The organism is Rhizobium johnstonii 3841 (genome assembly GCF_000009265.1).
Taxonomy (GTDB): domain Bacteria; phylum Pseudomonadota; class Alphaproteobacteria; order Rhizobiales; family Rhizobiaceae; genus Rhizobium; species Rhizobium acaciae.
Window position 1 is genome coordinate 1,585,332 of sequence record NC_008380.1, and the last position, 16,077, is coordinate 1,601,408.

At 61.1% G+C, this 16,077-nt stretch carries 19 protein-coding genes; 4 read left to right on the forward strand and 15 right to left on the reverse strand.

The features are described from left to right. Positions 1 to 5 precede the first annotated feature (5 nt). The 3 genes from RL_RS07875 to RL_RS07885 all read right to left on the reverse strand — a co-directional run bounded on the left by RL_RS07875 (position 6) and on the right by RL_RS07885 (position 3,680). Positions 6 to 863: an MOSC domain-containing protein gene (locus tag RL_RS07875; protein WP_011651208.1), complete on the reverse strand. Its 858-nt coding sequence runs from the start codon at positions 861 to 863 to the stop codon at positions 6 to 8. A gap of 9 nt (positions 864 to 872) precedes the next feature. Beyond that, a complete protein-coding gene (locus RL_RS07880) occupies positions 873 to 1,532 on the reverse strand; it encodes an HD domain-containing protein (RefSeq protein WP_011651209.1) in 660 nt (219 codons plus the stop codon). A gap of 249 nt (positions 1,533 to 1,781) precedes the next feature. Further along, positions 1,782 to 3,680 carry a putative bifunctional diguanylate cyclase/phosphodiesterase gene (locus tag RL_RS07885; RefSeq protein WP_011651210.1) on the reverse strand — a complete coding sequence of 633 codons (1,899 nt, stop codon included), beginning with the start codon at positions 3,678 to 3,680 and terminating at the stop codon, positions 1,782 to 1,784. Positions 3,681 to 4,114: 434 nt separating this feature from the next. Between RL_RS07885 and RL_RS07890 the strand changes: the two genes are divergently transcribed. Together RL_RS07890 and RL_RS07895 are read left to right on the forward strand one after the other, a co-directional pair. Beyond that, the gene (locus tag RL_RS07890; protein WP_011651211.1) at positions 4,115 to 4,468 is read left to right on the forward strand and encodes a hypothetical protein; all 354 of its coding nucleotides are present in this window, start codon (positions 4,115 to 4,117) and stop codon (positions 4,466 to 4,468) included. Between the two features lie 223 nt (positions 4,469 to 4,691). Further along, positions 4,692 to 5,207: a superoxide dismutase family protein gene (locus tag RL_RS07895; protein WP_011651212.1), complete on the forward strand. Its 516-nt coding sequence runs from the start codon at positions 4,692 to 4,694 to the stop codon at positions 5,205 to 5,207. Positions 5,208 to 5,313: 106 nt separating this feature from the next. On the opposite strand, the gene RL_RS07900 is transcribed toward RL_RS07895, so the two are convergent. The 8 genes from RL_RS07900 to RL_RS07935 all read right to left on the reverse strand — a co-directional run bounded on the left by RL_RS07900 (position 5,314) and on the right by RL_RS07935 (position 10,377). Beyond that, the gene (locus RL_RS07900; protein WP_011651213.1) at positions 5,314 to 6,198 is read right to left on the reverse strand and encodes a mechanosensitive ion channel family protein; all 885 of its coding nucleotides are present in this window, start codon (positions 6,196 to 6,198) and stop codon (positions 5,314 to 5,316) included. A gap of 58 nt (positions 6,199 to 6,256) precedes the next feature. Further along, complete coding sequence (locus RL_RS07905; RefSeq protein ID WP_011651214.1) at positions 6,257 to 6,787, reverse strand: tyrosine phosphatase family protein; 531 nt, start codon at positions 6,785 to 6,787, stop codon at positions 6,257 to 6,259. After that, on the reverse strand, positions 6,784 to 7,392 hold the full coding sequence (locus RL_RS07910) for a YfbR-like 5'-deoxynucleotidase (protein WP_011651215.1): 609 nt from the start codon (positions 7,390 to 7,392) through the stop codon (positions 6,784 to 6,786). The genes RL_RS07905 and RL_RS07910 overlap by 4 nt, the downstream gene beginning before the upstream one ends. Beyond that, positions 7,389 to 8,252, reverse strand: coding sequence for a YgfZ/GcvT domain-containing protein (locus tag RL_RS07915; protein WP_011651216.1), 864 nt, complete (start codon positions 8,250 to 8,252; stop codon positions 7,389 to 7,391). Before RL_RS07915 ends, RL_RS07910 begins: the two co-directional genes overlap by 4 nt. A gap of 98 nt (positions 8,253 to 8,350) precedes the next feature. Further along, positions 8,351 to 9,103 carry a hypothetical protein gene (locus tag RL_RS07920; RefSeq protein WP_028741467.1) on the reverse strand — a complete coding sequence of 251 codons (753 nt, stop codon included), beginning with the start codon at positions 9,101 to 9,103 and terminating at the stop codon, positions 8,351 to 8,353. An 18-nt stretch (positions 9,104 to 9,121) separates the two neighbouring features. Beyond that, positions 9,122 to 9,379, reverse strand: a complete 258-nt coding sequence (locus RL_RS07925) for a hypothetical protein (RefSeq protein WP_003546972.1) — start codon at positions 9,377 to 9,379, stop codon at positions 9,122 to 9,124. 103 nt (positions 9,380 to 9,482) lie between these two features. Then, positions 9,483 to 9,926: a TIGR02301 family protein gene (locus RL_RS07930; RefSeq protein WP_011651218.1), complete on the reverse strand. Its 444-nt coding sequence runs from the start codon at positions 9,924 to 9,926 to the stop codon at positions 9,483 to 9,485. Positions 9,927 to 9,960: 34 nt separating this feature from the next. Then, entirely contained in the window at positions 9,961 to 10,377 is a 417-nt protein-coding gene (locus tag RL_RS07935; protein WP_011651219.1) for an NUDIX hydrolase, read from the reverse strand. A 72-nt stretch (positions 10,378 to 10,449) separates the two neighbouring features. Between RL_RS07935 and RL_RS07940 the strand changes: the two genes are divergently transcribed. Both RL_RS07940 and RL_RS07945 read left to right on the forward strand, forming a co-directional pair. Next, on the forward strand, positions 10,450 to 10,770 hold the full coding sequence (locus RL_RS07940; RefSeq protein ID WP_011651220.1) for a YnfA family protein: 321 nt from the start codon (positions 10,450 to 10,452) through the stop codon (positions 10,768 to 10,770). A 41-nt stretch (positions 10,771 to 10,811) separates the two neighbouring features. Beyond that, entirely contained in the window at positions 10,812 to 11,576 is a 765-nt protein-coding gene (locus RL_RS07945) for an SOS response-associated peptidase (protein ID WP_011651221.1), read from the forward strand. Positions 11,577 to 11,858: 282 nt separating this feature from the next. Here RL_RS07945 and RL_RS40100 read toward each other — a convergent pair whose 3' ends face one another. The 4 genes from RL_RS40100 to RL_RS07960 form a co-directional block, all read right to left on the reverse strand. Then, positions 11,859 to 12,005, reverse strand: a complete 147-nt coding sequence (locus RL_RS40100) for a hypothetical protein (RefSeq protein ID WP_003546983.1) — start codon at positions 12,003 to 12,005, stop codon at positions 11,859 to 11,861. 428 nt (positions 12,006 to 12,433) lie between these two features. Then, positions 12,434 to 13,279, reverse strand: a complete 846-nt coding sequence (gene pssA, locus RL_RS07950; protein ID WP_003558134.1) for a CDP-diacylglycerol--serine O-phosphatidyltransferase — start codon at positions 13,277 to 13,279, stop codon at positions 12,434 to 12,436. 79 nt (positions 13,280 to 13,358) lie between these two features. Further along, entirely contained in the window at positions 13,359 to 14,057 is a 699-nt protein-coding gene (locus RL_RS07955; RefSeq protein WP_011651223.1) for a phosphatidylserine decarboxylase, read from the reverse strand. 134 nt (positions 14,058 to 14,191) lie between these two features. Then, on the reverse strand, positions 14,192 to 16,069 hold the full coding sequence (locus RL_RS07960; RefSeq protein ID WP_011651224.1) for an ABCB family ABC transporter ATP-binding protein/permease: 1,878 nt from the start codon (positions 16,067 to 16,069) through the stop codon (positions 14,192 to 14,194). Positions 16,070 to 16,077 lie beyond the last annotated feature (8 nt).

Below are 16,077 nucleotides of genomic sequence, written 5' to 3' on the forward strand. Positions count from 1 at the left end.
TGCTTCTATGCTGCGGCGCGACGCTTGAGCGCCCAGCCTTCCGGCCTCTCTTCAACGATGCGGACGGTGTCATCGATCGTGATCCTGCCGCTGCCGCGCGGTGTGACGTTCCAACCGAAGAGCGGGCCGGGCACGCGCCGGTCGGCCGACATGCGGATGCGGCCCATGGCCGGCATCGGGTTTGGTCCCTCGCGGGACCCGGTCAGTTGGTCCTGAGTCGTCATGATGCAGCGGGAGCAGGGTTTGACGAGATCGAAGCGGATGCCGGCGATCTCGATCGCCGCCCAGCGGTCCTCCGCCCAGGCCTCGTCGGTATCGATGACGATGTTCGGACGGAAGCGTTCCATGCCGACACCGCCTTCGCCATGGGCGGCGAGATCGGCATTCAACGCTTTCAGCGAGCCGGTCGTCGTCACCAGGATCTGGTATCCGTCGGTAAAGGTGACGGGCGTGGCTTCGCCGGCCCATTCGGCATTCGCCGTCCGCCGTGCCTGCCCGTCGAAGAAGACGAGGCGCACCTCACGGCCAAGCCATTCGGAAAGCTGCCGGTTGCTCTCGGGATCGGCGACGGCGGCGTTGACGGCAGATTTCCACACGATCACATCCATGCGGGCTTCAGGCTGAGGCGGCTCTACCGATATGTCCGTTTTCCCCTGCATCAGCAGCCGAAAGGCACTCGCTTCGGGTCGTGCCTCGATGCGTGCGAGGTCGGGCAACTCGCGCTGGGTGATGAAGTGCCCTTGCGCATCGGTGATCATCGCCCGCCGGTCGTCGGGAAGTCCATAGGCGTCGATGTCGGCGGCGGGCAGCGCAATGCCACGGGCGCTCTTGAGCGGATAGATGAAGAGGTCGCTGACACGCATGCCGTTCTCCTAGATTTCGTCCATGAATTCCGAGAGAAAATCGCGCAGGCTCTTGTCACGCGCGGCCGCCAGCCTGCGGCCGGTCTCGGTCTGGAATCCTTCCGCCAGTTTGAACAGCTTCGTCTGGAAATGGTCAATGGCATAACGCTTGTCATCGAGCGGGCGGTCTGCCGCCGCCGGATCGAACGGATCGTAGAGCCCGGATCCCAGTCGCCCGGCGATATAGAAGCAGCGGGCGACGCCGATCATGCCGATCGCGTCCAGCCGGTCGGCATCCTGCAGGATCTTCGCCTCCAGCGTCTGCGGCGCCACCCCGGCGGAGAAACTATGAGCAGTGATTGCGTGGGCCGCGGCCTCGATATCCGCGCCGCTCCAGCCAAGTTCCGCCAGGATCGCCGATGCCTTTTCGGCCGCCAAAGCCGATGCTTTTGCCCGCAGCGGCGAATTCTTCTCGACGGCGACGCAGTCGTGCAGCAGCACGGAAGCGGCAAGAACCCGCCCGTCACCGCCTTCTCCCGCATGGATACGCATGGCATTCCTGAAGACGCGCAGGATATGGGCAAGGTCGTGCGAGCCGTCGTCGCCGTCGGCCGCATGCGCAATCAGCGCCGCGGCAAGCGTTTCGTGGGGGGAGAAGGCTTCAGCCGCGAACATAGCGCCACCTGTCATGAGGAAGATCGTTTTCCGCGGATGGAGCATCGGCGCGGAAGTGGATGCGGACGGGTAAGAGGATGCGACGACCAGATCTCGGAATCGCAGCCGATTTTCTAGAGCATGATGCCGAAAAGTGTGAGCGGTTTTCGGGCGACATCATGCTCTAACTATATATTGTAGAACAGGATTCAGATTTTAGGCCGACCGGGCCTAAAATCATCCTGTTCTAACGGCTTGCCGTGCGAGTCGCAATCGACGGGGATCTCAGTGCTTGGTTTTGGGGAGACGCGTCACGCCGCCGCTCTTCGGCGGCAGGGAGAGAAGATGGGGCACGTCGCATGCCGGTCTCGGCGGACTGATGTGATAACCCTGGATCTCGTCGCATTCCTCGCATTCGAGCAGCGCCAGCTGCTCGACTGTCTCGACACCCTCGACGGTGACGCGCATGCCGAGCGCATCGCCAAGCAGGATGATCGCGTGCATGATCGCATGGGCTTCCCTGTTGTCGACGATGTCGTTGACGAAGGATTTGTCGATTTTGATCTTGTCGAAGGGGAAGCTCGAGAGGTAGCTCAGTGAGGAATAGCCGGTTCCGAAGTCGTCCATCGAGATGCGGATGCCGCGCTCCTTCAGCGCATGCAGGATCGGCAAAACTTCGCTCAGATTTTCCATCAGCACGCTCTCGGTGATTTCGAGTTCGAGCCGCGACGGCGACAGCGCGGCGGCGGCAAGCGCCTCGCTGACATCGCGCGTCAGGTCGCTGCTGCTGAACTGGATTGCTGAAACGTTGACGGCGATCTTGATGCCCTCCGGCCATAGCGCTGCATCGTTGCAGGCCCGGCGCAAAACCCAACGGCCGATATCGACGACGAGGCCGACCTCTTCGGCAAGCGGAATGAAATCCATCGGTGGAACGCGGCCTCGAACCGGGTGGTTCCAGCGGATCAGAGCTTCGAAGCCGCAGATGCGCCGCTGCGAGAGGTCATAAAGCGGCTGGTAATGCAGCTCGAACTCCTCGTTTTCAACGGCTGCTTTGAGGTCCGCCTCCAGCGCGTGGCGCAACTGCATCTGCGCTTCCATCTCACCGGCGAAGAAGCGCTCGCGTTTGCGGCCGTCCGCTTTGGCATGCGAGAGCGCCACGCCGGCATTTTTCAGCAGGATATCGGTTTCCTCGCCATCCTCAGGGGCGATTGCGATGCCCATGGAGACGCTGAGCTCGACCTGTTTCTCGCCGTGGAAGAATGGCTCGGAAAGCTCCCGGCGGATCTGCTCGGCAAGCGCCGTTACGTTCCACGGCTGCTGCTTGCCCGTCTGCAGGATGGCGAATTCGTCCGAGCCGAGGCGCGCCAGGGTGTTTTCCGAACCGGCCGAGGCTCGGACGCGCTCCGCGACCTGCTGCAGGATCTTGTCGCCGGCCGAAACGCCCATCGTGTTGTTGATCGATTTGAACCGGTCGAGATTGAGGTGAACGAGGGCGATCTGCTCATCCGGCTTGCGTTCCGCAAGCGTTGCATCGACCTGCTCGCGAAAATGGATGCGGTTCGGAAGGCCGGTCAGCGGGTCGTGGTGGGCGAGATAGGTGATACGCTCGGCCGCCCTTCGATCCTCGGTGATATCGGCATGAATGGAAATGTTGCTGCCGTCGGAAAGGATAGTCACCATGCTCTGGATGATGCGGCCATCATCCATCAACCATTCGCGCCGACGGAGACCACTGCTTTTTGCGGTTGCGGAGGAATGTCGCCCGGTCCGCCGGCCGGGTTTGGTACTCTCCCTACCACGCATTTTGGCCGTGAGATCGGCGATTGTCGCGCCGGCAGTGAGATCTTCTGCCGTGAGGTCGAAGAGCTGACGGAAGCGGATGTTGGAAAGCGTCAGCCGCTGGTCGGCGTCGAAGACGCTGAGACCGAGCGGCAGGTTGTTGAGAATGATTTCGAAGAGTTTTTTCTGTCCGTCGAATGCCTGGCCGAGCGCTGATATATTGCCTCTCAGCACATGGTTTTCCCTCAGAAGCGTTTCCACCCTTCTCTCGATTTCGTCATAGTTGCTTTCATGGACGCGATAGGTCGCGATCACGAGATCCATCAGACGCTGCGCATCAATTGATCCATCGTCCGTAACGGCCTGAGTGCATTGCTGCCAGAAAAGCGCTTCAGCTTTCATGTGGATGCGTCTTGCGCAGCTGCTGCCCCGGCCTCGGGGGAAGGTGCCTTCGACTGACGTACGTGCATCATTACGCCTGACATGAAAACCTTTCTCAAATGAACACAGAAATTGCCTTTTATAGTCGGACTGTCTGGTGGCAATGCGTGACGCCCATTTTCTATGGGCCGAATTAATATTCGGTTGCAGTGCAACAGCGACTGCACTTGGTCAGACAATTGTCTGTATGTGAAAAATCGCTGAAATATGGGAGAAATCGGCCGGCTGGCGCAGGCGGCAGGCGACTTCGCGGGCGTTCCGTTAACTTTTGTCAATCATCGTTAATGAGAAGTTAACAACTTATTGACGCACTGCGCAAATCAGTTTAACCACCGAGTCAACACTGATTTTCCACTTTCGTATTGCGTACAAACACCACCGGCAAAAGGCGGTGAATGGAGGTTTGTATGACCAGCACCACATCCGTTTCAGACACCTCATATGCATATCTGGCGACGCTTTCGCGTCTCGATGCCAATGGCGATGGCGTCCTCAGCCGCGGCGAACGTGCCGCCGAGGAGAAGCCCGGCATCATCAAGGAACTCCTGGAAGACGACACGAACGGTGACACGCAGCCGAAATTTTCCGGCAGCCTGATCGCGTTGATGATGGACACGCGCAACAGTGGCACGGCAAGCAGCATCGCCGTTTCCTATCCGTTGCAGCAAACCGCGCCGGCGACCGGCGATCAGTCCGACGATCTCTACCGGAACACCTACGGCCAGTTCGACTTCAACGCTTTCGCCTGACGACCGGCGTCTCAATCCGGGCGATCTGCGAGCCGGCCGTTTGGCCGGCTTTTCTCGTTCGATATTCCTGCGCATACCCCCGAAAATCGGAATAATTTTCGGAAAGGATTATATGCCGATTCAAAGGTGATAGCGCGTCCTGTCGGACGCGCGGGCGCTTTGCATCAGGAACACCTTCCGGGCTGACACGTTCAGAAGGACAACCGGACGGAAGGAGATCTCCATGAAAGTTATGCGCAATATCGCCGCCCTGAGCCTGCTTGCGGTTGCATTGCCGGTGGGCGCTCAGGACAAGCAGACGGCGGTCGCCAATTTCGTCGGCAAGGACGGCAAGGAAGACGGTCGCGCGCAGCTGACGGCTGCCGCCAATGGCGGCGTCCTGATCGAAGTCGAGATATCGGGACTGCCTGTGAATAAATGGGTGGCCTTCCATGTTCATGAGACCGGCCGCTGTGACGCCGCGACCCATCACGAATCGGCGGGCGGTCATTTCAATCCTGAGAAGGCGGAGCATGGCATTCTTGCCGCCAAGGGTCCGCACGCCGGTGACATGCCCAATCAATATGTCGGGCAGGACGGCTTGTTGCGGGCACAGATCTTCGACAGCATGGTCACGCTCGACGGCAAAACCGACGGCATTCGTGGCCGCGCATTGATGGTCCACGCAAATTCGGATGATTATCGCAGCCAGCCTTCGGGTGATGCCGGGGAAAGACTTTCCTGCGGCGTCATCCAATAGCTACGGCACAATTCCTTAAATCGGATCGGTTGAGGACAAGGCCATGCAGCAATTCTACTTGCGCACGACGCCGCTGGTCTTAAAAGATCCGCGGCGCTGCAATGACTTACTGCCGCGTCTGCGTCGGCTTTTCGGCGGTTGACTCGCCGTTGGACTTTTTTGGCGGCGCGGCATCTGAAGCATCCGCCTCAGCGGCAGGATTCTTGTCGAAGGCGAGTTTCACGCGCTTCACCATGTCACGGCTGACCAGCCACCAATCGCCGGTCTTTGCCCAATAACGAAGCGTTACGGAGATCGCACCGTCACCGAGGCTGTCGATGAAGACACTGGGTGCCGGTGACTTCAGCACTCTGGAATCGGCTTTGGCAAGGTCCATCAGCCTCTCCATCGCCAGATCGATGTCATCGTCATGGGGGACGCTGATTTTCAGCTCTTCCCGGCGCGTGGGCTCGCGGCTGAAATTGGTAATCGGCGTGTTCCAGAGCGTCGAATTCGGCGCCAATCGGTAGAGTCCGTCGCCAGTTCTGAGTTCGGTCGCAAACAATCCGATTTCGCGCACGGTGCCGGCCACGTTGCTGGTCTCGATATATTCGCCGACGCGGAAGGGCCTGAGGATCAGCAGCATGATGCCGGCAGCGATATTCTGCAGCGTCCCTTGCAGCGCCAGTCCGATCGCCAGGCCTGCCGCGCCGAGGGTGGCGATGATCGAGGCGGTCTGGACGCCGAATTGACCGAGCACGGTGATGAACACCAGGATGAGCAGCGCATAGTGCAGCACATTGGTGAAGAATCGCGCCAGCGTCTCGTCGATACCATGAACGCGCGACAGGCCTTCATAAGCCCAGCGGCTGGCAAAACCGGCCAGCGTCCAGCCAAGGACGAGCAGGATCACGGCTCCGAGGACGGAGAAGGAATATTGCACGGCAAGTGCGCTTGCCTGGCTGAGTGCCGTTCGCGTGGCGAGGAGGGCATCGGCTGCCTGTTGTTCCATGATTTGGCCCTGTCGGTTGTTCGTGGTCGGGGGCTAGATGGAGCGGCTGGCCGCAGCGTCAACCGCAGGCGGCGTCTCGGATCGCAAGCACGAAGGGCGCATTGCCGTCGGCATCGGCACCGCGTCCGATTGCCCGCACCGCCCCGACAAGCCGGCCGCTGCGGCCGAGCAGCGCGTCACCGATCTCGATCAGCCGGGCATTCGGCGTCGCGAAAGGCGAGGCGGCCCGCAGCCGGCGGGCAAGCGTTTCCTCGCTCTGATCGGGTGCCAGCGACAGCGCGGCAATGAGCGCTGCGGCCGGCGATCGCGACACGCCCATCCAGCAATGGATGAGCAGCGGCGTCTCCTGCCGCCACGAAGCCGCAAAGTCAATAATCCCGCGCACATGCGTCTCGTCAGGCGCCACGAGATCGCCGGTGCCCTTGAAGACGATATCGTTCATAGCAAGTGTCAGATGGCGCTTGGCCGCGATCACGCCCGGCCGGTGAAAGGCCTGCTCCTTGGCGATCAGGCTGATCATGTCGCGCGCCTTATGGCGCACCGCCATTTCCGCGATGCGCGACAGCGGCGAGACGACGATGAAGGTCATGATACCATCTCCCGCTCGACCTCGATCGCCGCGAAGCGCTCGCAGAACAACCGCTGCGCTTCGATCGCCGGCAGGGGCTCGATCATCAGCATGTCCTTGCTGATGCCGCGTGGCTGGCCGAAGAATTTCTGTGCCTCGGCGGGTGTGAAACCCGCCAGCACGGTCGCTTCGAAATAGGCGGCGATCGTGTCGGCCTTCTTGATCCGGTCCTTGAGATCGCGCGAGGGATGCGGCGGCAGGCCGAAGCGCAGGTGCACGGCGGCCTCCAGCCGCTTTTCCACCGTCTTGTAGCCGCCGCCGACCACCGATTTGAACGGCGAGATCATGTCGCCGATCACATATTCCGGTGCATCGTGCAGCAGCGCCATCAGGCACTCCTGCGGCCGCGCGTCGTTGAAGCGGCGGAAGATATCCTCGACGACGAGACTGTGCTGGGCCACCGAAAAAGCATGATCTCCGGAGGTCTGACCGTTCCAGCGGGCCACGCGCGCAAGCCCGTGAGCGATGTCGATGAGTTCGACATCGAGCGGCGAGGGGTCGAGCAGGTCGAGCCTGCGCCCGGACAGCATGCGCTGCCAGGCACGCGGAGCTTTCGGCGTTGTCACGCGCTGGCCTCGTCGGCGCTGGCGGGAAAGACGAGGCCGGACCATGCCGGCAGGACGAGGGAAACAGGCGTGTTGCCGGCCAGCAGCGGCGTGCCTGCCGCCATCGCGGCGCCGGCGCGGTCGATGCGCACGATCGCAAGTCCATTGCCGCCATCGACCGAACCGAGCGTTCCCACAGGCTTGCCGGCAGCGGTAATCTCCGTCCCGGTCCCCGGCAGATCCGTTGCGGCGGACACCGTCACGACGCGCCGGCGCGCGGTGCCGCGGTGCTGCATGCGCGAGACGACCTCCTGGCCGACATAGCAGCCTTTCCTGAAGGAGAGGCCGCCGTTGAAATCCATCAGCACGTCATGCGGGAAGGCGTCCTGCAGGGCGAAGTCCGATCCTGATGTGACGATGCCGTGGCTGATTCGCAGCGCGTCGTAGAGCGCTTCTTTGCCATCACCATGTTTGCCGGGCCGGCGGATCAGCGTGATGCCCGCCTTGGCGAAGCGGCTGTCGCGGGCGCCTTGGCTGCCCCGGACGCCCTGGCTGCCGTCGGCGTCCTCACCCCAGCAAACGGTGACGCCCTCTTCCGTGCTTGGTGCAAGTGTGACGGCGGCGCGCAGCTTGTACATCGTCAGTCGCTTCAGCAGGCCGTCGCGCTGGCCGGCATCGGTCTCGATCATGTAACCTTCGCCGTCCCGCCAGATCACGAAGTCGAACAGGATCTTGCCCTGCGGCGTCAGCAATGCCCCGGGCCGCGCCTCGTCGGCCCCGAGCGCGGCGATATCGGTGGTGATCAGGTTCTGCAGGAAGGATTGGGTTTCCGCGCCGCTGACGAAGAGCAAGGAGCGGTCTTTCAGGAATACGGCTGGCATGGCGGAACCTGTCGCGTTGGTTATCGCTCAGAGGTATGTCTTCATGAGGTGGATCGCAAGCGTCATGCGAAACGTGAAAAGCGCAGGCGAGACGGGCATCAATCGCCCGCTGTGAAGAATTTCCATTTACCCTCAGGCGTGATGCCGAGGCGATAGAAATTATATCCACCGAATTCCTGCATGTCGGAGAGATCGCCGGCCGTGACGATGCGCAGCAGCTCGACGCGCTCCGGCGGTGTCAGCGACTTCAGGTCCTTCTCGGCAAAATAGGGCCAGACATACATGTCGTCGGGCGTGCCCTGGCCGACATGCACGAAGCCGGTCGAGATGATGTCGAGCATGATGGCAAGAATCTCGTCGCCGTCAGGATCGCCCGACAGATCCTTCAGCGTGCCGATCGGATCGTCGGTCGGTTCGCCCACAGTCACCTGCGTCTGGTCGGCGCCGGCGCCCATCAGCGGCCGCAGCCGCTCGAGATCGCCGGATGCGGCCGCCTCGACGATCTGCTCGCGCATCTTGCGAACCGGCTCCGGCACCTTGCTGATATCGTAGATCACTTCTGTGGGCTTGGAATTGTCCTGAGCGCCCGGCGTCTTGTCGACACCCTGATTGTTCTGGCTGTTGACCAGCGGCTCGGCCATGGGAACACCGGGAGTGGCCCCCTGAGGCTGGCTCTGTCCCTGAGCGCTTCCCTGTGCGGGCGTCTCGTTGGCCGCCTGGCCGGGGATCTTGTGCAGTTCGGAAAGCGCGTAGGCTGCCGGCGCAAGGAAAACATTGCCGGCGGCGAGGCTGAACGCAAGCAGCACCGGCGCGAGCGAAATTCGCGAAACTTTCTCTTTACCGGCGTGCATCAAACTCTCTGATAACAATTATTGCAGGGTGCGGTTCGCGGAGAATTCGCCGGCAAGCATGCGCTCACGCAGCGAGTCCAGCAGGGCTTCGGCGCTCTTTTCCCCATGCAATCTGATCGTCTCACGCAGCGCATGTGCAATGGCAGCATCAGCGATGATTTCAGGCTCGATCCCGTCGGCCATGCCATCGGCCCAAGCCTCGTTCTGGTACTCCAGAGCTGCCTGCATCTTTTCGTGGACGATCATGTCGTCGATGTCGTTGAGGCTTGCTTCCATTGTTTTTTCCTCAGAACTTCTCATGTCTTACTGCACCGTTAACAACACTAACAGCCTTTTCCCAAAACGACACGTCCGCTTGCGAAAACAGGTTAATTAAACGTCAATTTCCAAAGCGCGAGGTAATTTCTGTGGCAAGTGTTGCACCTTCGTTACGGTAGCGCTCTTCTGCCACGATGGCCGCCGGGGTGCAATCCGTATAGACCGAGGCGAAGGCGCGATAGCCGCGATTGAAGGCAGCTGTCAGCTTTTCCTTGCGCTGCGGCTCGTTGCCGGTCTCCGAATCGAGCAGCTGCTGCATGCCGTTTCGCCACTCGTCGCCACCCGCCGCTTTGCACAGCGTTCTCAGATAATGCACCGAACCCAGCACCTCGGCGAACCGCGCCAGCTTGTCGTCATAGGGCACGCTCACGATCGGCGGTGCAATCTCCTCCTCCTGTGGAGGCGGCGTATTCTTGCCCTGCGCCATCGTTGGGCCGGCGAGCACGAGCAGGGATAGAAAAACGCGTCGAACGGGAATCATGCTCACAGTTGATACGCTCAGCATGACGGCAACAAGGCGTGCTTTAAAATTTCCACGTCTATTCGCCGCCCGCCAGCCGCTCCGCGCATTCGAGCACGCTCTGCGGTACGGGCAATTGCCGGATTTCCTCCACCGTGTACCAGCCGAGGGCTGCCGCATCGTCGGAGGCTTCCGCCACGACATCCCGATCCGCATCGACGCGAAAGACCGACAGCAGGAAATGGCTCTTGACGCTGCCGTCGGCCGCATGCGTCTTCAGGTCGTAGGTCGAAAACAGCCGCGGATTACGTGCCGAAATGCCGGTCTCTTCATGGAGTTCGCGCAATGCCGTTTGCTCCGGCGTTTCGCCTGGCTCGGCCCGCCCGCCGGGAAAGGCGTACATGTCGGCGGAGGGCGGATTGCGCCGCAACACGAGGAGGAATCGTCCGTCGCGTTCGAGAATGGCGGAGGAGGCGGCTTTGGCGGTGGAGATCATCGGAGGCTGCTCTTGCTGTGATGGCCCATCTTATCGGATGAAGAGTGCGACGGGGATTCGAAAGGTGCTTCCGTGACCTACATCATCTTTGCGTTTGCTGCCCTCTTCGAGATTGCCGGCTGCTTTGCCTTCTGGGCATGGCTGAAGCTCGAAAACCCCGTCTGGTGGCTGGCGCCGGGCATGGTTTCTCTGGCGCTTTTCGCCTGGATTCTGACGCTGGTGCCGAGCGAGGCTGCCGGCCGTACCTTCGCGGCCTATGGCGGCATTTATATCCTCGCCTCGCTGCTCTGGCTGTGGCTGGTCGAGAGCCGCGTGCCTGATCGTTACGATATCGGCGGTGCGCTGATCTGCCTTGCCGGCGCCAGTCTCATCCTCTTCGCGCCGAGAGGCTGAGGCGTCTTGACCGGATACAAACGGGTTGCAAAGACAAGCCGATGTGTGGACGTTTCGCCCTGACAGTCTCCAGCGTCGACCTGAGCGACGTCTTCTCCGGTCTCGATCTTGACGATTTTCCGGCGCGCTACAACATCGCGCCGACGCAGCCGATCCTCGTCGTCATATCAGGCGAGGGCAGGGAGCAGGGCAGCAACTTGGCCGACCGGCGCGCCGTGCTCGTGCGCTGGGGCCTCACGCCGGGCTGGGTCAAGGATCCGAGAGATTTCCCGCTGCTGATCAACGCGCGCTCCGAAACCGCGATCGGCAAGGCCTCTTTCCGCGCCGCCATGCGTCATCGCCGCGTGCTTATTCCAGCCTCCGGTTTCTATGAATGGCATCGCCCGCCGAAGGAAAGCGGCGAGCGGCCGCAGGCCTACTGGATCAGACCGCGTCAGGGTGGGGTCATCGCCTTTGCCGGGCTGATGGAGACATGGTCCTCGGCCGACGGCTCCGAGGTCGATACCGGCGCGATCCTGACGACATCGGCCAATTCAGCCATATCGGCGATCCACGATCGCATGCCCATCGTCATCAGACCTGAGGATTTCACGCGCTGGCTCGATTGCAAGACGCAGGAACCGCGCGAGGTGGTCGACCTGATGCAGCCGGTTCAGGATGATTTCTTCGAGGCCGTGCCGGTTTCCGACAAGGTCAACAAGGTTGCCAATATGGGTCCCGACCTGCAGGAGCCGGTCGTCATCGAAAAGCCGTTGAAGGCGCCCGACGAGCAAAAGCCTGACGACGGCCAGCTCAGCTTCTTCTGAAACGGGGTCCGCCGTCTTTTGCCCGGTGCTGCGTCCTCGTTCGTCTGGTTCTTCGGATGGTTATGGCGGCGGGTTGCTGTAACCGATCTTCGCCGGACCCGCCGCATAGCGGGTTAGGACGGCATAATCGGCATCGTCATGGGCTTCTGACGATAAGCCTTGTCATTGTCTTCGTCAGTGATGCCTAACGCATACCACTCAAGCACGCCGCAGTTTTGGGATGACGACATGCAGCGGCAGACTTGACGCGCCGATGATTCCGGGCTGAAGCACCGGGGCGCTTCAAGCGGATTTCTTGACGCTGCCCGGCTTGTGCTTCGCCATCAGTGATGCTGCCGCAACAGCCTTCAGGCCGACGGGGCGATAGTTGGCGGCGAGGTCTGGCTTGGCCGCCTGCTGTTCGCCGGTACTGCTCTTCTTCGAAGTCACGATACTCTCCTTACGTGTTTCTTCCCTGGGTATTTTATAGTGTGATGTTTCATCACGAATAGCGACAAAACGGGGGCGTCGCTTATCAGGATTTGTAAACGCGCACCATAATTCGCGAGGCTTAACTGAAGCCTACGTTGGTTAATACTTACTGAAGAGAGCAGTTCCAATAAAAAGGCGAAAGCGTTTTTCTGGGGAAAGTGCGGAACACCCGGATAAGCGCACGGTTTTCTCCGGGGAAAACTTATGCTTTTTCCCGAGTATCCGTCAGAACGAAGGGAGAGAAGCATTTCCGTCATTTAAAGCATGTCGCGCAAAAGTGTGCGGCGGTTTTGCGACAACGACATGCGTAAAGACAAAGAGCTAAAGCGCGAGGGCGAATCTGAAGATCGCGACGCGCTTTAGAGAAATCCGGAAATGCTCGGTGATCAGATGTGCCGGCCGATATCGTCGTCGCCGATGCCGGGTTCCTCGATCGTCAGCGTCCCGTATTTCCGCCGCCATTTCCGCGCGCCGAAGGGAAGCGATATGAGGTAGGCGGCAACGGTGAAGACCATCACCTCCCAAGTGTAGCTCATCAGCAGAGCCACATAGAGCACGACGCCGAGCATCATCGGCAGCACGAGATCGCGCCGCAAGCGATTGCCTTCCGATTTGCCCGACCAGACCGGCAGCCGGCTGATCAGCAGGAAGGCGATAAGCACGGTATAGATCGACGAGAGATAGGCGAAGGTGCGGTCCGTCGCCAGCCCAAGGAAGCCGAGATAGACCGGCAGCAGCACCAGCATGGCGCCGGCCGGCGCCGGCACGCCGACGAAATATTCCGATTGCCAGCTCGCCTTGTTTTCGCGTTCGGCCATGACGTTGAAACGGGCAAGGCGAAGCCCGGCGGCGATCGCATAGATCAGGGCGGCGATCCAGCCTAGCGAGCGCGCCTGGTCGAGCGCGAAGACATAAACGACGAGGGCGGGTGCGACGCCGAAATTGACGATGTCGGCAAGCGAATCCATCTGCGCGCCGAATTTGGAAGTCGCCTTCATCAGCCGCGCCACGCGCCCGTCGATGCCGTCGAGGAAGGCGGCGAGCAGTACCATGGAGACGGCTAGCTCATAACGATTCTCGAAAGCCAGCCGGATGCCGGTCAGCCCGGCACAGATCGCCAGAATGGTGATGAGGTTCGGAAAGACGAGCCGGAGCGGGATTTCGCGCAGACGCGGGCCGCGGGCGGAATCATCTGGCCCATTGGGCTCGAAAGGCGGAAAAGGCGTTTCCATATCGCGTTCCAATCGTTCCTAAGGCAATTCCAGCAACAGTGCGTAGCGCTTCTGCACTTCCGTGAAAAGCTGAACCGCTTTAGCTGCGGCGGCTGATGACGGGACCCTTGGCGGAGGCGAATTCGGCGATGACGGTTTCTCCCGCAACCGCCGTCTGGCCGAGCGAGACGCGTGGCGCAGCACCGGCGGGCAGGAACACGTCGAGCCGCGAGCCGAAACGGATCAGCCCGAAGCGCTCGCCGGCATCCACCGGTTCGTTGGGGTTCGCCCAGCAGAGGATGCGCCGTGCGACGAGGCCGGCAATCTGCACGACGCCAATCTGGCCGTGGCCGGTTTCGATCACCAGCCCGTTGCGCTCATTGTCTTCGCTCGCCTTGTCGAGCTCGGCGTTGACGAAGCTGCCGGAGCGGTAGTTGATGCTGACGATGCGCCCGTGCATCGGCGCCCGGTTCACATGGCAATTGAAGACGTTCATGAAGACGGAGATGCGCAGCATCGGCTCGGAGCCGAGGTTGAGCTCGGCCGGCGGGGTCACCATCTGGATCGCCGACACCTTGCCATCGGCGGGAGAGATCACCAGGTCGTCGTCCTGCGGGGTCACGCGCTCCGGATCACGGAAGAAATAGGCGCACCAGAGCGTGAAGATCATGCCGATCCAGAAGAGCGGCTTGAAGATCCAGCCCAAGACCAGCGACGCGACGAAGAAGGCGGCAACGAAGGGATAGCCCTCCTTGTGCACGGGGACGATCGTGTTGCGAACCGTGTTGAACAGGCTCATGGCTGCCGGTCTCCTTGCGTTTTCATTTTTGCTGGTTAGCGAAAAACCGTCTCTGGGGCAATGCTGTGGCCTCGGCCCTGGTTCCCACGCCGGGTTTCTGAACAACAAAAGTCGGCCGGCGTCGGTTTCCCTTGTCAGCTGGCCGGAGCAAGCCGCGTTATCACGCCGAGGTCGTCGCTTTCGCGCACCTGCTTGAGATGTTCCTCCGCCTGTGTCGCCTCGCGCTGGCGGTTCCACATCGAGGCATAAAGGCCGTTCCTTTCGAGGAGGGCGGCATGTGTTCCGCGCTCGGCGATCTCGCCGCTTTTGAGCACGATGATTTCATCGGCGCTGATGACAGTCGAAAGCCGGTGGGCGATAACAAGCGTCGTCCGGTTCTTCGAAACCAGGTCGAGTGCCTCCTGGATCTCCCGTTCCGTCGTCGTGTCGAGCGCCGATGTCGCCTCGTCGAGGATCAGGATCGGTGGCGCCTTGAGGATGGTGCGGGCAATCGCCACCCGCTGCTTCTCTCCGCCCGAAAGCTTCAGCCCGCGCTCGCCGACCTTGGTTTCGAAACCCTCGGGCAGCGTTTCGATGAAATGCGCGATCTGCGCCACTTCGGCGGCGGCAAAGACTTCGCCGTCGCTGGCCGATGTGCGGCCGTAGCGAATGTTGTAGGCGACCGTGTCGTTGAAGAGCACGGTATCCTGCGGCACCATGCCGATCACCGAGCGCAGGCTCTTCTGCGTCACCGTGCGGATATCCTGGCCGTCGACGGTGATTGCGCCGCTCTGGATATCGTAGAAACGATAGAGCAGGCGCGACAGCGTCGATTTGCCCGCACCCGAAGGGCCGACGACGGCGACCGTCTTGCCGGCCGGCACCTCGAAGGAAATGCCCTTCAGGATCGGACGGGCCGCATCATAGGCGAAGTGCACGTCCTTGAAGGAGATTGCGCCCTGGCCGATCCGAAGTTCGGTCGCATCGGGCGCGTCTTTGACTTCGGTCTGCACCTCAAGCAAATCGAACATCTGCTCGATGTCGGTCAGCCCCTGGCGGATTTCGCGGTAGACGAAGCCGATGAAGTTGAGCGGTACGGAAAGTTGCAGCAGCATCGAATTGACGAAGACGAAATCGCCGACCGTCTGTTCGCCGCGCTGCACGGCCAGCGCCGACAGCACCAGCATGATCGTCGTGCCGATGCCGAAGATGACGCCCTGGCCGAAGTTCAGCCAGCCGAGCGAGGTCCAGACATCGGTCGCCGCCTTCTCGTAGCGTTCCATCGATTTGTCGAAACGCTTTGCCTCCATCTCCTCATTGCCGAAATATTTGACGGTTTCGAAATTGAGGAGAGAGTCGATCGCCTTGGTGTTGGCGTCGGTATCGCTGTCGTTCATCGACCGGCGGATGGCGATGCGCCAGTCGGATGCGCGGATGGTGAACCAGATATAGGCCCAGACGGTAAAGGCGGTAACGGCGAGATAGGAGAAGCCGTAGCCCCACCAGAAGATCACTGCCGTCAGCAGGAATTCGATGACGGTCGGGACGGAATTGAGGATCGTGAAGCGCACGATCGTCTCGATACCCTTGGTGCCGCGCTCGATGATGCGCGACAGCCCGCCGGTCTTGCGCTCGAGATGGAAGCGCAGCGACAGCTCGTGCATATGCACGAAGGTCCGGTAGGCGAGCTGGCGCACTGCATGTTGTCCGACGCTGGCAAAGAGCGCGTCGCGCAGCTGGTTGAGGCCGAGCTGGATCAGCCGGGTGATGTTATAGGCAATCACCAGCGCGACGGCGCCGGCCAGCAACGGCGGCACCGAGCCGGCAAGATCCATCCTGCCGTTCAGCGCATCGGTCGACCACTTGAAGAAATAGGGGACGAGCAGCAGTACGAATTTGGAGATCAGCAGAAAGACCGAGGCCCAGACGACGCGCATCTTGAGGTCGGGCCGGCCGGCCGGCCACATATAGGGCCAGAGGTTGAGAAGCGTCTGCGGCAGGTTGGATTCCGAGACTGTCTTGCCGTTTGCCATGCTTGTCT